Source organism: Colwellia meonggei (assembly GCF_057537295.1).
Window position 1 is genome coordinate 103308 of sequence record NZ_BAAJLZ010000009.1, and the last position, 13860, is coordinate 117167.

The following is a 13860-nucleotide window of genomic DNA, read 5'->3' on the forward strand; positions in this document are numbered from 1 at the left end:
CCTTAGGGGATTATTCAAGGTAAAATAAAGCAGCAGGACATTTATCTTGCTTTCTTAACTGAAATTGAAATGAAACTTACCTTAAATTGAGTATTAGCGTGAAAAAACGATTTATAGCCGGGGCTACTTGCCCAAAGTGTCAGGCAATGGATACCATGGCGTTAACCAAAGAAAATGACGTTGAAACTGTTACTTGTGTAGATTGTGGTGAACAAATGTCGCAATCACAAGAACATGTTGCGCAAGAAGTGCGACCTAATGAGCAGGTTATTGGTATTTTTAAGCAGGAATAACGAAAGAACATTAAGCTAAACAAATATTTATTTAGCTTAATGTTTGCTTAACTGTGTTTAGTAGTGCGGTGGTGGAGGCTCTATTTCTTCTTTACCTGATTGACTCGAATTGTTTTCTTTAAGTCGTTTGGCAATTAAGTTCAGTTGTAATTTTAATTCTGCTATTTCACTTTGGTGCACTGATAATTCATGGTTGAGTTGCTCAATAACATCGTCTTGAAAAGCGTTACGAGTTTCAAGCGATTCTATTGCTTGAGTTAGGTCATTAACTGATTTCACTATTTATTTACCTGCCATAATTCGGCGTATCCGGAAGAACTTTCTGTAATTACTTGGTTATTATCTCTAAAAGCAACGCTGTAAACAACAGCACCAGCGGGTCGAATGTCTTCACGTGGCGTTACTCGCCAACTGGTAATTCTATCGCCAGTTGAAATTGCCCAGACACTAACTTTACGTGATGGCGCACCAGTAAGGAGCTTAGTGCCATCTGGCGAAAATTGTACGGCACTGAAAACTTCTTGGCGATTAGTGTAATTTAACTTTGTTATTAGCTTTCCGGTTTTTAAATCCCATATATTTGCCGACTTTTTGCTGTCAGCGGTAAATGCATATCGGCCTTTAGGGTCGAGGGCAACCATGGTGACTCTACTTGGGTGATTAAAGCGATAAATTACTTGCCCTGACTCTGTGTCCCAAACATAGGCAACAAAGTCATTCGAACCAGAAATGGCAACGCGACCATTCGGCATCATATCTATGGCATTGATTTTTTCTTGATGACCTAAAAACTCCAAACGGCGACCATTGTTGGTATTAATATGAACCACTTTGCCATTACTTTGCCCAACTAAAACATAACGACCATCATTAGCAACGGCAATGTCACGAATGTTGGACTCGCTAATTGCCCAAAATCCCTCTGAATTACCATTGGTTATATTCCACAAAGAGAAGTCATTACGATTTGCAATCAGGGCGTGGCTATTGTTGTCGGCAATATCAGCAACGAGCACTAAGTTATCGGCACTGTTTTGCTGCTGTGACCAACTATATTTTAAGGCATTCTTTTCAAGATCCCAAAGACTGACACCATGATGAATAGAAGACACCACACTATATTTGCCGTCATTTGAAATATTGGCAGCGTAGGCACCTTCAACCGCATGTTGCCAACGTTGCTCTGGTGTTTGGCCGCTAGGTTGGCAAGCAGTTAGTAATGTTAGTAAAAACAGTAGTTTGAGCGTTCGAATAGTTAAGTTACAGTTTAGCAAAATATTAATACTTTTTTCTTGTCTCATTTATCGTTAGTATAAGCCGCATTGTTTCACAATTCACACATATTTAATGACTTAGCGGGAATTTCCGACTGAGTAGTAAAACGGAGATGTAAATGAGATTTTTTAAACCGACTGTAGTCGCCATTGCTTTATTATCAGTAATGGGTTGTCAAGAACAAGCAAAACAAGAAGAAAAGCCAGCAGTTCTTGAAACTGAAATACAAAAGCAAGCCTATGGTTTAGGCGCTTCTATTGGTATGTACATGGAGCGTAACCTAGAAGAACATAATAAAATGGGTTTAGCGTTAGATAAGTCACTTATCCTTCGTGGTTTCACTGATAGCTTAAATGGCAAATCTCAAATAGAGAAAGAAGACATTCAGGCGTTGTTAATGAACTTAGATCAAGCGATGAAAGCTAAGCAACAAGAGCAAGCATTAGTAAGTGCTGAAGCAAGCCTAGCTGAAGGTCAAAAGTTCTTGGAAGAAAATGCTAAGAAAGAAGGTGTTAAAGTAACAGATTCAGGTATTCAGTACCTTGTAATGACTGCTGCAGAAGGTGAAAAACCAGCGGCGACTGATACCGTAAAAGTTCACTACAAAGGTACTTTCTTAAATGGCGAAACTTTTGATAGTTCATACGATCGTGGCGAGCCAGCAGTATTCCCACTGAATCGTGTAATTTCTGGTTGGACTGAAGGTGTTCAGTTAATGTCAGTTGGTTCTAAATTTAAATTTACTATTCCATCTGACTTAGCGTATGGACCAAACGGTAACCCACCACGCATTCCTGGTAACTCAGTGCTTGAATTTGAAATTGAATTACTTGAAATTCAAAAGCCTGAAGCAGCAGCACAAGTTGGTGATAAGTAATTTAATGTTATTAAATGCTTAACCTACAGCGTTAATATGAAAAGCCAGCCTTAGCGCTGGCTTTTTTGTGCTTAAATATTATGAATTGAGTAAGCCATCAACATACTCAGCAATCGCTAGGCTTGAGGTTAAGCCCGGAGAGTCGATGCCAAAGAGGTTAATTAGCCCTTTCACATTGTGTTGTCTTTCATCTTGTATACAAAAGTCTTTAAAGCCTTCATTAGGGCCCTGTAATTTAGGTCTAATGCCAGCATAGTCAGGTATTAACTTATCGTGATTAATTGTAGGGAAATATTTTGTGATTGCTTCAATAAACTTTGCTTTTAAGTTATCGGAAACTTGGTAATCAATATTTTTGATATATTGTGTATCTGGGCCAAACTTTAACTGCCCAGCTGTATTGAGCGAGGCGTGAATACCAAGCCCATTTGCTTCTGGTATTGGATAAATGAGCTGTTGAAAAGGGCTTTGCCCTTGATAGCTAAAATAATGTCCTCGACAATAGTAAAGTTTAGGGATTTTATTAATTGGCATATCTGTAATTGCTTTTGCAACTTGTGTTGCGTGCAAGCCCGCACAATTAATAATTGTTTTACATTGCAGTTTAATTTTTTCTCCTTGGCTATTCAGTGTGACAGCAATACCAAGCTTGTTTACGGTAGCTTTAACAAAGTTGGTTTGTGCGACAAATAATCCACCTTGATTTTCAATATCGGCAAGTAAGCTTTGCATGTAGCTGTGTACGTCGATAACCCCCGTTGATGGAGACAATAGTGCGGCAGTAGCGGCTAATGCTGGCGTGGACTTAGCTAATTGCGATTGGTTCTGCCACACTAAGTCATCAACACCGTTGCGCTTAGCTTGGGCTAAGGTTGTTTTTAACTGCTCTTCTTCTTGTTTATTATGTGCTACTAGTAATTTTCCGACTCGTTGATGTGGAATATGGCGCTGTTGACAGTATTGATATAGTAGCTCTTTCCCTTTCACACATAACCGCGCCTTTAAGCTGTTTTTTGGGTAGTAAATGCCAGCATGGATCACTTCGCTATTTCGGCTACTGGTTTCCTCACCAAAGCTTAGGTTTTTATCTATTATAAGTACATTAGCGTACCGCATGCTTAGTTGGGCAGCGATTGCTAAACCGACAACACCTGCACCAACAACTAATACGTCAACTTCTTCCATGCATATTGCTCCGTATAACGATTCTCTCTATGTGTTATAACACAAAACTTTTGCATTTCGTTCATGTGTATAATTTGAACTGCCAACATAATTTTAATGTAGGGGAGTCATAGGAATTATATTAATTGAACTACTAGGAAAGCGTAAAGTTATTTATAACTGAGAATTTAGCCAAGCAATAGCATCAATACGATTGTTAAATATGGAAATATTTTGTTTTTCACGTGATGGTGCGTACTTTTCAATTATAGCCAAGGTTACAGGGGAGTCTATAACCATTGCCTTGGCGCGCATATTCTGAGTATTTAGCCATTGATTGTATAATTCAAGCTCGGCATATGCTTCCGGTGTGCCACCAATAACTTCTAAATCATCAACTAAAATTGCAAATGGAGCACCTTTGAAACTTAGAATTGCGTCTTTCATTCCTTTTGTAAACTTTGCTGCACCCATTTCATTAAAAGAACCGATTAACTTCAAAAGAATTATGTCTTCTTGAATGTCGATGGTATGTTCGCCGTGTGCAACTGTCATAATTAGACTCTAGCTAGTAACCTGATTAGTACAAAAAATATATGTGCTACTTTTAATATACTACTTTTGTTAGTGATGTTAACACTCACTTATTGATATAAATCATTATCGATGTTTATTTTGTAAAAGCGCAAGGGGTAGTTGTTGGACTAATAATTGAGAAGCAACGTAGATAATCCAATTGATATGACTCACCATTGGGAAGTAACCTTGCCCTTGATTACCAAAAATCCAAAACTGGCCAATAATTGCATCTGCTACCATAGCGAGTAATAAACCAAAGGCGACTAACCATATTTTTAGCGAAGCTTGTCGCCATTTAAAAGCTTTTAATAACCAAATTGCTGACACGGCTAGAATACTCACTAATACTGAATATGATGCGGTAATAAGTGTTAATAGTGTACTGCTATTAGCAATGTGCATATCAAAGTAAGTATATAGCGCTATAAAACTTGCCAGTGCAGCCGTAGTAATTAAGAAGCGATTTGATACGCCTTTTAATTTGGTAATATATACCACTGCTGCAATTAAAATGAGATAGCCAGGAAAGAAAAATACTACCGAGTCAGCTAGGTAGCTGTGTTTTATTTGGCTGTCATACTGATAAAACTGCTGTAAAAAATTGCGATTAATAATATCGCCTATAAAACAAAATAATAATGAGTAAAAGCATAGCCGGCCCAGTTTATGCGCAATAGGATGTTTCTCCTTTGCAATAATGCGCTTAATTGCTGCTAAATTGGCTATCACTAGCACCATCGTCATTAACTCTAATAGACCAAAGGTTATACGCTCATAAGTTGTGTTTGTAATACCAAATATACCACTAATAGCTAATAAACTTTGTGTGACAGCGATTAGCCAAATAATAATAGCGGTTTTCATTATGCGATTACATTCGATTACTGTTGGCATGCTAACTCTCTATTATTTTATTAGTATTTACGGTATTAAATATAACCACATTAGTATATTGGAAGTGCAGACTATAATAATTTAGGCAATAAAAAAGCCTTACCGAAGTAAGGCTTGAAATGCTCGCTGTATGGTCTAGTTAAACTAGCTTCTTTTTAGTTATTCTTGATTTTTATTATTGTTTTTCTGTAGCGCGGGACAATTTATAGCAAAGGCTTTTTCATGCTGCAACAACTTTAATAGAGCATATATTCCACGAATTTTTTCGTACGTAAGGTGCCGTCATTAGCGTTATTTTTACTAGAATTGCTTTTTTGACAGAGAAAATTTAAAAAGCTTTTTTCATCAACTAATTCGGAAGCCATTTTTACTAAAAATATGCATGTAAAAAAGTGTTACCTATCAAGAGTTAAAGATAATGTCTACGATTAATCAGATGAGAATTCTTGGTTCGCATCTGGTTAACCACTGGTGTGGAAGCTAATGAAAAACAACAAAAAATCTGTAAAATATATTGACACATATGTTTCTTGCTACCGTTAAAAAAATTTCACAATTTATTAATTTATTTTTTTGTTGCTTGTTTTTTGTACCTCAAATTCTGTGATTAAAACGTAAAGTGTATTTCGTTAATGAGTTCTTTTAGCTGTACCTCGAATATTGCAAATCTAGTTTTTGTCATTAATTTTGCGAAATATCACAAAAAAAGTGCTTTGAGCTGGAAGAGCGGGCCTAGATTTGATTTGGGACATAGATCAATAAATTTTGAAGTGCTAGAATGCGCGCATATTATAGCGGAGAAGAACTTTCATGACTGAATTAAAAAATGATACTTATTTGCGCGCACTATTGCGTCAACCTGTTGATTACACCCCTGTATGGATGATGCGTCAAGCTGGTCGTTATTTGCCTGAGTATCGTGAAGTGCGTAAAGACGCTGGCGACTTTATGACGGTTTGTCGTGACGCAGACTTAGCGTGTGAAGTGACTATTCAGCCATTGCGCCGTTTCCCGCTTGATGCTGCAATTCTGTTCAGCGATATTTTAACCATTCCAGATGCGATGGGATTAGGCTTATATTTTGAAACAGGCGAAGGTCCTAAGTTTGAACGCCCAATTACCTGTAAAGCCGATGTTGATAAAATTGGTATCCCTGATCCAGAAGGCGAATTGCAATATGTCATGAATGCAGTTCGTACTATTAAGAAAACTTTAAATGGTGATGTACCATTAATTGGTTTCTCTGGCAGCCCGTGGACTCTAGCGACTTATATGATCGAAGGTGGTAGTTCAAAAGGTTTTACCAAAATCAAAAAAATGATGTTTGCAGAGCCACAAACATTGCACTTGTTGCTTGATAAGTTAGCTGATTCTGTTATTTCTTACTTAAATGCACAAATTGCTGCTGGCGCTCAGTCTGTAATGGTATTTGATACATGGGGCGGTGTATTGTCGCCACGCGATTATAAAGAATTTTCACTACAATATATGGCAAAAATTGTTGATGGTTTAACACGCCATAATGATGGCCGCCAAGTACCAGTAACTTTATTTACTAAAAATGGTGGCATGTGGTTAGAAGATATTGCTGCAACAGGTTGTGACGCTGTTGGCTTAGATTGGACTATTGATATTGAAAATGCCAAAGCACGCATTGGTGATAAAGTGGCGTTACAAGGCAATATGGACCCTTCAATGTTATATGCACCATTACCACGCATTGAGCAGGAAGTATCAAAAATACTAACCGGTTTTGGTGATGGTGGCACTGGTCACGTATTTAATTTAGGTCATGGTATTCACCCTGATGTGAATCCAGAACATGCTGGTCACTTTATTGACTCAGTACATCGTTTAAGTAAGCCATTTCATAAATAGGCTTAACGAGTTGCCAAGTTATTAACTGGTAGAAAAAGTTTTAAGAAAGGGAGCCATAGGCTCCTTTTTTATTATTTATATCTTTAGTAGCCTCTTCAGAGGTTTTTTCGTGTAATTTTACGACCATAATTAAGTTATTATGAGTAATGGAAGAGTTGGGTATTCGTTTTGGTTTAGTGCATGTTTAAGGTATGCTTAAGCTAAAGGCTTATTTTAGAAATGGAAATTATAATGATGATAAATAATAAGGTGATATCAGCGTTAGCAGTTGCTTTGCTAGTTGCCGCTTGTGGCAGCAACACAAAAGATGAGGAGGATAATGTGCCTGACAATGGTAACGAGGCAGCGCAGCAAGTAACCGACAGCAACCCTAAAGAAAACTCAACTAAACTTGTAGCGACACCAATTAATACCGAAGAACGATTAAAAGAGCATGAAATGGTAGAAATAAAAGATAAATTGAAAGGAGAGTACTCTGGTTGGCAGCGAGGCCGTGTGCAGTTTTTGAATTTAGAAGGTGGCTTTTACGGTATTATCACTGATTCAGGTAAGAAATTATTACCAATGAATATGAAAAAAGAATTTGCTCAAAATGGTGCAATTGTTAGGGTTAAAGGTAAAGTTAAAAATATTATGACCATTCAGCAATGGGGTACGCCGTTCACCATTACTGAAATTGAACTTATTAGTCCTGGTACAATAGGAAATCCTGCTGACCTTTAATTGCTATCAATAACAAGTTAGTGGCTGAGTTAGTAAAGTTACTGTTTTCGCTCTGCCGCTAATTTGTATTTGGTATAAATTTTGATATTCCTTTTCAGATATTTTCTTGATATCACTACCACTTAATAGAGCCGCTAGTTGTGGTGTGGTATTGCTGTGACCAACCACTAAAGCATTTTCTTTATTAGCAAGTAATTCCTTGGCAAATACCTTTAGCTTTACTGGCGAGTAATGTTGAGTTTCTAAGGCATATGTTTTGGCTGTTGGCTGCGCCGTTGCAAGTGTACGATTATATTGTGTGCTATAAATTTTTTTGAGCTCAGTCTTAGCTAATAAACTTGCTAATTGCTGTGCGCGCTGTGTTCCACATTGGGTTAACTTTGGATTTTCTTGCTCTTTTTGTTTCTCAGCGTGACGAGTTAAGTAAATGGTGAAGTTATTGTCAGCATGAGTCGCGAAGGCTGATAGCAATAAAATGAGCATTAAACTATATTTCATGAGTTCCTCTAAGTGTTTGGGCTAGTATAAAGCTAACTTTTATAATTCAAAGTAAGAGTGAGCAACGCTGAATAAATAAAGCATTGCTCACTTTAATTACTAGAATAGTCGGTTTAAACCATTTAATGCTGCAACTCGGAATGCTTCTGCCATGGTTGGGTAATTAAAGGTTGTTTCAACAAAGTATTCGATATTGTTGCCGCCATTTACCTGTTGCATTATGGCTTGACCAATATGAATAATTTCAGCTGCATTCTCACCAAAACAATGTATGCCTAAAATCTCTTTGGTTTCTCGGTGAAATAAAATTTTCAAAGAGCCAACTAAGTTATTGGAAATCTGTGCTCGCGCTAAGTGCTTAAACTGCGCTCGACCCACTTCATAAGGAATTTTTGCTTCCGTTAACTCTTGCTCTGTTTTACCGACCGAGCTAATTTCTGGGATGGTATAAATCCCTGTTGGAATATCAACAATTAACTTAGCTTTACTATTACCATCGAGCATAGCGCTGGCACAAATTCTGCCTTGGTCGAATGCGGCACTGGCTAAACTTGGATAACCAATAACGTCACCAACGGCAAAAATGCTTTCAACTTCGGTTTGATATGTTTCGCTGACTTTTAGTTGCCCACGGCCGTCGGCTTTTAACCCTGCATTTTCAAGTTTTAAATCTGCGGTATTACCGGTTCTACCATTAGCAAATAATAGACAGTCGGCACGCATTTTTTTACCAGACTCAAGATGAACAATTACTGATTCATTACTTGCTTCAACCCGTTCAATTTGCTCACCATGGCGAATAACAACACCATTGTTCCATAAGTGGTAACTGAGAGAGTCAGACATTTCATCATCTAAAAATGACAGTAAACGATCACGGGTGTTGATCAAGTCGACTTTTACACCTAAGCCGCGAAATATTGACGCATACTCACTACCAATAACCCCTGCACCGTAAATGATAATATGTCGTGGTGAATGCTCAAGTGATAAAATACTGTCTGAGTCATAGACACGAGGGTGTGAAAAATCAATATCATCAGGATGGTACGGACGTGAGCCAGTAGCAATAACAATTTGTTTTGCCGTTATGGTGTCGATAGAGCCATCATTTCGTAGTACTTGAATAGTATTTGCATCAACAAAAGATGCTTCGCCATAAAAATGCTCTACTTGGTTTCGGTTATAAAAACCGCTTCGCAAGTTAACTTGCTTACGAATAACTGCCGAGGCGTGACTTAAAATATCTTGAAAGGTTAATTGCTTGGCACTTTGACCGGCATTGAAAAGTGGATTTGAGTTGTACTCAATAAGGCGGCTAACCGATTGTCTCAGTGCTTTTGAAGGAATGGTGCCCCAATGAGTACAGCCACCGCCAACGTTATGATATCGCTCAATAATGGCAACATGCTTGTCACGTTTTGCTAAGTTCATTGCAGCGCCTTCGCCGCCAGGACCTGTCCCTATGATAATAGCGTCAAAATCATATTGCTTCGGTGTTTTTGCTGTTGTTTTGCTTTGTGCTTGCTTACTCAATGATCAACCCTGCTAATTCCTGCCATAATGTCGAAAATTTTAGCAGGAATTAAATACAAGGTAACTGTTTTTATGCTAGTTTCTCAATCGTAAGTTGCCAGCTGCGTCGTTGCTGTGCCAAAAGCTGCTTAATTTCTTGGTATTGAGCCATCGCTTCTGAGTTTTCAACATCAGCAATTAATTGATCACGTTTACTAGCAAGTAAGGCTTTGCGGGCGGCATAAAATGCATTTACTTTATGAATAAGCTCGTCGTACTCATATTGTAAACGCTCAAGTAATTGTTCAGCGTCAGGGTGAGTAGCTATTTTTTGCTGGCTACGTAATAACACCATAGATAAACGGGCTTTTTCAATTTTATCTTCAGGTGTTACTCGTAATTTAGAGGTAAGTCTTAAATGTTCACACCCTTTGATTAACCATTTAGTAGGGTCAAACTGCCACCAACGAATACCATTACGATAATCATTCTCAAATATATGATGGTAATTATGATATCCCTCACCAAATGTAAAGAATGCCAAGAAGCCGTTATCACGCGCTGTATTTCTCTCGGTATAGGTTTGCTTACCCCAAATGTGGGCTAAAGAATTGATAAAGAACGTTGTATGGTGGCTAAGCACAAGTCTTAAAAAGCCTAGTAATAATAAACTGCTAATGACATCACCATGCCATAAACCAAATACTAGTGGCACGCCAAAGTTCATTATGATGGTAAGAAGCAAATAGTACTTATGTTGCCAAACCACGATTGGATCTTTTTGTAAGTCGCGAACATTATCGTAGTCGTTGTAACGCTCAGGTTGGAAATCTCTTAGCATCCAGCCAATGTGTGAATGCCAAAATCCCATTTTCGCTGAATATGGGTCAACATGATTCTTATCGACATGTTTATGGTGAATGCGGTGATCTGAAGACCAGTGTAAAGCACTATTTTGTAAAGCAAATGCGCCGCCTAATGCGTATATTATCCTTAGCGACCAATGCGCTTGATATGTTTTGTGTGACCATAAGCGGTGATAGCCAGCAGTAATCGACATACCACAATAAATAAAGCAAATAATTGCTGCGGTAATTTCTGCACTATCAAAACCGTGAGTAAATGCTCGGTAAGGTACCGCAATAGCAGCAAATAAAAAGGTAATGCTAAATACGAATACATTTAGCCAAATTACAGGAGGTTTTTTCATTAATTTTCCAATAAAGATTAAACACTGCTTATTTCAGTGTACACATGTACGCTATTTTAGCTTTAGTGGTACTAGAGTCAAGTGTTGATTGGTGATTATTGCCTTGTAATAAAAAATTCAAAGTTGTGATATTTATCATCGTTTTAATTCAATTTACTGGCAATATCAACGGTTTTCAGTATCATGATAACTTTGCTGTATAAGAAAAACGAAGATTAGGTTTACAACGTTATGAGTGGAATTCGTGCACTACAAAAAGAAAAAACTCGCCGTCAATTAATTGATGCGGCGCTGGGGCAACTCAGCAGTGAACGAAGTTTTTCCAGCTTAAGTTTACGTGAAGTAGCTAAAGAGGCAGGATTGGCACCTACATCATTCTATCGACATTTTAGTGATATGGATGAATTGGGCTTAACACTTGTTGATGAAGCGGGTTTAACCTTACGACAGCTCATGCGTCAAGCAAGGCAGCGTATTGAAAAGGGTGGCTCTGTTATTCAAATATCAGTACATACCTTTATGGAATTCATTGAAAACAATGGCAATATATTTCGCTTATTGTTACGTGAGCGTTCTGGTACATCGGCAGCCTTTCGTGCTGCGGTTAATCGAGAAATTCGTTATTTCACTTTAGAGCTTTGTGATTATTTACAACAAGCAAATAAGTTAGATGCTGAAGTGGCTTATTTACAAGCCAATGCCGCGGTAACTATTGTTTTTAGTGCTGGCTCTGATGCTTTGGATTGCGATAAAAAAGATTTAGAAGTATTAGCACAGCGAACAATCAAACAGCTTAGGTTTATTGCTCGCGGTGCTTTTGAATTTGGCCTACGAAACGAATCCCGTAAGTCGGGTAGTGATAGCACTAAAGGCGAGTTAAAATAACCCCTGTTTCCACGTGGTGGGTATACGGAAATTGATCAAATAGTGCAAAGTGCTCTATTTTGTGAGTTTTAACTAACTCTATCAGGTTGCTCTTTAATGTTTCAGGGTTACATGAAATGTAAATGATACGCTCAAAGCGGCTAATGAGTTCAACACTGTCCGGATCAAGCCCAGCACGAGGAGGATCAACAAGTACGGTTTGGTAGTTATAGCTAGTTAAATCGAAACCCTCTAACCTGCGAAATACTCGTTCACCATTCATTGCTTGGCTGAAATCTTCACTGGCCATTCTAACGATATCAACATTCTTTAACTTATTGGCTGCAATGTTAACTTGCGCAGATTTTACCGAAGACTTTGATATTTCCGTACCCAGTACACGATCAAAGTTTTCTGCTAACGCCATGCTGAAGTTACCATTGCCACAGTAAAGTTCAATTAGGTCACCGCCAGTATTTTTAGTTGCTTGTTGTGTCCACAACAACATTTTTTCATTCACGACCGCGTTAGGCTGTGTAAAGCTATTTTCAACTTGTTGATAATGGAATTTTTTGCTGGCAACAGTCAGTGTTTCTATAACATAGTCTTTATCAAGTATAACTTTTTGCTTTCGAGCTCTACCAATAATATCTACAGGGGCAATTGTCGATAGGCGAGCCTTTAACTGTTTAGCATGCTCTATCCATTCATCATCTAATTGTTTATGGTAAAGCAAACTTATTAAAATCTCACCACTTAAGGTAGAAAGAAAGTCAACTTGGAACAAACGCTGGCGTAGTACTTCCTTATCTTTAATATCACTAAGTAGTGCCGTCATAAATTGATTGATCAATTCACTCGCTACAGGAAAATCATCAACACGAAATTTTTCTTTCGTCTCACTATTAAACATAATGTAATAAAGATCATCCCCTTCGTGCCAAACCCTAAATTCCGCTCGTTGGCGATAATTTAGTGCTGGCGAGGTAAATACTTCAAACGAAGGCAAATCAAATTGTGCAAAATCGGCAGCGATGGCCTGCTGTTTTTCATCAAGTTGCTGCTGATAGTTATCTGGGTGAATGTGGCTAAACATTGAAATACCTTGTTTATAGTGAACATACGAGTTGCGAGGGCGCAGATTTTAGCGTTTGTTCAGTTTTTGTCTACTAATTAGTGATGATATTTTAGGATAAATCCCTAGTTACGGGTAGTAGTGTTACAGATAGTGGAGAGGAATAAACTGAATAAAGGAGGCTTGTCTCATCGTTATATCAAAAAGTAGGTATTAAAAAGCCCACATTCGTGGGCTTCAGAGGAAAGTTTTTCTGACTATTAATCAGTTACTTTCTCAGGACGTTCTTTTGCTTCACGAACTTTTAGTGTTCTTTGCTGAAATTCGCTGTCATTGAGTTCTTCGATGGCTTTATCGGCGTCATTAGCAGAAATTTCCACAAAGCCGAAACCACGTCTTTTACCTGTGTGTTTATCTTTCATTAATCTAACAGATTGAACTTGCCCGTATTCAGAAAACAACTCTCTAACGGCTGCTTCATTTGCTCGATATGGTAAGTTACCGACATAGAGTGTTGTAATTTTTGTGTCGGCTTCTTGGTTGTCGCTATCAGCTTTACCAACAAGAGGTGCGATAAATGCACAAACAAAAGCAACAATAGCAACACTGATATTGCTTAGTTCAAATGCACTGCCCGCCAAAAAGTAAACGGCAATAGCGAATACCAACGCTACAATTAGCGTTAATGCTTGAGGAGACTTCATAATGGATACCTAATTATTATTTTATAAAAAATCTAAATTGCAATTCTATGTTACCCACCTTTTAGTAATGTGCAACTATAAGTGTAATTTTTATTCAATTTAATCAGGCAAATACATGTTGTTTTTTTAGTTGATTAAACAACCCAACTTAAAAGGATACTTATATAAGTAATTTTTTAAAATAAGGAGTCATTATTTATGCATGTAGTTAAGCTACAATCCTTACCAAGGGGCTAAACTACGCCTTTGTAGCATCTGTAAGCCGCGGAATTACCGGTAAACAGCCTAATAAAACCACGGTCTGTACAAAT

15 protein-coding genes are annotated in these 13860 nt (G+C 37.9%); 5 read left to right on the forward strand and 10 right to left on the reverse strand.

The features are described from left to right. Nucleotides 1–92: 92 nt before the first annotated feature. A complete protein-coding gene (locus AC27E9_RS17310) occupies nucleotides 93–293 on the forward strand; it encodes a YheV family putative zinc ribbon protein (RefSeq protein ID WP_487132373.1) in 201 nt (66 codons plus the stop codon). 57 nt (nucleotides 294–350) lie between these two features. On the opposite strand, the gene AC27E9_RS17315 is transcribed toward AC27E9_RS17310, so the two are convergent. Both AC27E9_RS17315 and AC27E9_RS17320 read right to left on the reverse strand, forming a co-directional pair. Then, on the reverse strand, nucleotides 351–572 hold the full coding sequence (locus AC27E9_RS17315; protein WP_487132346.1) for a SlyX family protein: 222 nt from the start codon (nucleotides 570–572) through the stop codon (nucleotides 351–353). Next, complete coding sequence (locus tag AC27E9_RS17320) at nucleotides 572–1594, reverse strand: WD40 repeat domain-containing protein (protein WP_487132348.1); 1023 nt, start codon at nucleotides 1592–1594, stop codon at nucleotides 572–574. The genes AC27E9_RS17315 and AC27E9_RS17320 overlap by 1 nt, the downstream gene beginning before the upstream one ends. A 92-nt stretch (nucleotides 1595–1686) precedes the next feature. Between AC27E9_RS17320 and AC27E9_RS17325 the strand changes: the two genes are divergently transcribed. Then, nucleotides 1687–2445 (forward strand): FKBP-type peptidyl-prolyl cis-trans isomerase, encoded by a 759-nt coding sequence (locus AC27E9_RS17325; RefSeq protein WP_487132349.1) that lies wholly within the window; start codon nucleotides 1687–1689, stop codon nucleotides 2443–2445. Nucleotides 2446–2523: 78 nt separating this feature from the next. On the opposite strand, the gene AC27E9_RS17330 is transcribed toward AC27E9_RS17325, so the two are convergent. The 3 genes from AC27E9_RS17330 to AC27E9_RS17340 form a co-directional block, all read right to left on the reverse strand. Beyond that, entirely contained in the window at nucleotides 2524–3630 is a 1107-nt protein-coding gene (locus AC27E9_RS17330) for an NAD(P)/FAD-dependent oxidoreductase (protein ID WP_487132351.1), read from the reverse strand. A 153-nt stretch (nucleotides 3631–3783) separates the two neighbouring features. Next, complete coding sequence (locus tag AC27E9_RS17335; protein ID WP_487132353.1) at nucleotides 3784–4164, reverse strand: hypothetical protein; 381 nt, start codon at nucleotides 4162–4164, stop codon at nucleotides 3784–3786. Nucleotides 4165–4269: 105 nt separating this feature from the next. Beyond that, nucleotides 4270–5082, reverse strand: coding sequence for a hypothetical protein (locus AC27E9_RS17340; protein ID WP_487132355.1), 813 nt, complete (start codon nucleotides 5080–5082; stop codon nucleotides 4270–4272). 810 nt (nucleotides 5083–5892) lie between these two features. On the opposite strand from AC27E9_RS17340, the gene hemE reads away from it, so the two are divergent. Both hemE and AC27E9_RS17350 read left to right on the forward strand, forming a co-directional pair. Next, nucleotides 5893–6960 carry a uroporphyrinogen decarboxylase gene (gene hemE, locus AC27E9_RS17345; protein ID WP_487132357.1) on the forward strand — a complete coding sequence of 356 codons (1068 nt, stop codon included), beginning with the start codon at nucleotides 5893–5895 and terminating at the stop codon, nucleotides 6958–6960. Between the two features lie 231 nt (nucleotides 6961–7191). Further along, nucleotides 7192–7683 (forward strand): hypothetical protein, encoded by a 492-nt coding sequence (locus tag AC27E9_RS17350; RefSeq protein WP_487132358.1) that lies wholly within the window; start codon nucleotides 7192–7194, stop codon nucleotides 7681–7683. A gap of 6 nt (nucleotides 7684–7689) precedes the next feature. On the opposite strand, the gene AC27E9_RS17355 is transcribed toward AC27E9_RS17350, so the two are convergent. From AC27E9_RS17355 to AC27E9_RS17365, 3 genes are all read right to left on the reverse strand, one after another. Further along, on the reverse strand, nucleotides 7690–8181 hold the full coding sequence (locus tag AC27E9_RS17355; RefSeq protein ID WP_487132360.1) for a SixA phosphatase family protein: 492 nt from the start codon (nucleotides 8179–8181) through the stop codon (nucleotides 7690–7692). Between the two features lie 99 nt (nucleotides 8182–8280). Next, complete coding sequence (gene sthA / locus AC27E9_RS17360) at nucleotides 8281–9717, reverse strand: Si-specific NAD(P)(+) transhydrogenase (protein WP_487132362.1); 1437 nt, start codon at nucleotides 9715–9717, stop codon at nucleotides 8281–8283. Between the two features lie 70 nt (nucleotides 9718–9787). Beyond that, nucleotides 9788–10906, reverse strand: a complete 1119-nt coding sequence (locus AC27E9_RS17365) for an acyl-CoA desaturase (protein WP_487132364.1) — start codon at nucleotides 10904–10906, stop codon at nucleotides 9788–9790. Nucleotides 10907–11137: 231 nt separating this feature from the next. On the opposite strand from AC27E9_RS17365, the gene fabR reads away from it, so the two are divergent. Then, entirely contained in the window at nucleotides 11138–11791 is a 654-nt protein-coding gene (gene fabR, locus AC27E9_RS17370) for an HTH-type transcriptional repressor FabR (RefSeq protein WP_487132366.1), read from the forward strand. Here fabR and trmA read toward each other — a convergent pair. Continuing rightward, nucleotides 11772–12866: a tRNA (uridine(54)-C5)-methyltransferase TrmA gene (gene trmA / locus AC27E9_RS17375; protein WP_487132367.1), complete on the reverse strand. Its 1095-nt coding sequence runs from the start codon at nucleotides 12864–12866 to the stop codon at nucleotides 11772–11774. The two genes, fabR and trmA, sit on opposite strands and share 20 nt — an antisense overlap. A 239-nt stretch (nucleotides 12867–13105) precedes the next feature. Continuing rightward, a complete protein-coding gene (locus AC27E9_RS17380; protein ID WP_487132369.1) occupies nucleotides 13106–13549 on the reverse strand; it encodes an RNA recognition motif domain-containing protein in 444 nt (147 codons plus the stop codon). Nucleotides 13550–13860 lie beyond the last annotated feature (311 nt).

Excerpts from the sequence above, each read along its gene's own strand:
- trmA (WP_487132367.1), bottom strand. The coding sequence starts at position 12,866 with ATGTTTAGCCACATTCACCCAGATAACTATCAGCAGCAACTTGATGAA.
- AC27E9_RS17320 (WP_487132348.1), bottom strand. The coding sequence starts at position 1,594 with ATGAGACAAGAAAAAAGTATTAATATTTTGCTAAACTGTAACTTAACT.
- AC27E9_RS17355 (WP_487132360.1), bottom strand. The coding sequence starts at position 8,181 with ATGAAATATAGTTTAATGCTCATTTTATTGCTATCAGCCTTCGCGACT.
- hemE (WP_487132357.1), top strand. The coding sequence starts at position 5,893 with ATGACTGAATTAAAAAATGATACTTATTTGCGCGCACTATTGCGTCAA.
- AC27E9_RS17335 (WP_487132353.1), bottom strand. The coding sequence starts at position 4,164 with ATGACAGTTGCACACGGCGAACATACCATCGACATTCAAGAAGACATA.
- AC27E9_RS17350 (WP_487132358.1), top strand. The coding sequence starts at position 7,192 with ATGATGATAAATAATAAGGTGATATCAGCGTTAGCAGTTGCTTTGCTA.
- AC27E9_RS17340 (WP_487132355.1), bottom strand. The coding sequence starts at position 5,082 with ATGCCAACAGTAATCGAATGTAATCGCATAATGAAAACCGCTATTATT.
- AC27E9_RS17330 (WP_487132351.1), bottom strand. The coding sequence starts at position 3,630 with ATGGAAGAAGTTGACGTATTAGTTGTTGGTGCAGGTGTTGTCGGTTTA.
- AC27E9_RS17325 (WP_487132349.1), top strand. The coding sequence starts at position 1,687 with ATGAGATTTTTTAAACCGACTGTAGTCGCCATTGCTTTATTATCAGTA.
- AC27E9_RS17380 (WP_487132369.1), bottom strand. The coding sequence starts at position 13,549 with ATGAAGTCTCCTCAAGCATTAACGCTAATTGTAGCGTTGGTATTCGCT.
- AC27E9_RS17365 (WP_487132364.1), bottom strand. The coding sequence starts at position 10,906 with ATGAAAAAACCTCCTGTAATTTGGCTAAATGTATTCGTATTTAGCATT.
- fabR (WP_487132366.1), top strand. The coding sequence starts at position 11,138 with ATGAGTGGAATTCGTGCACTACAAAAAGAAAAAACTCGCCGTCAATTA.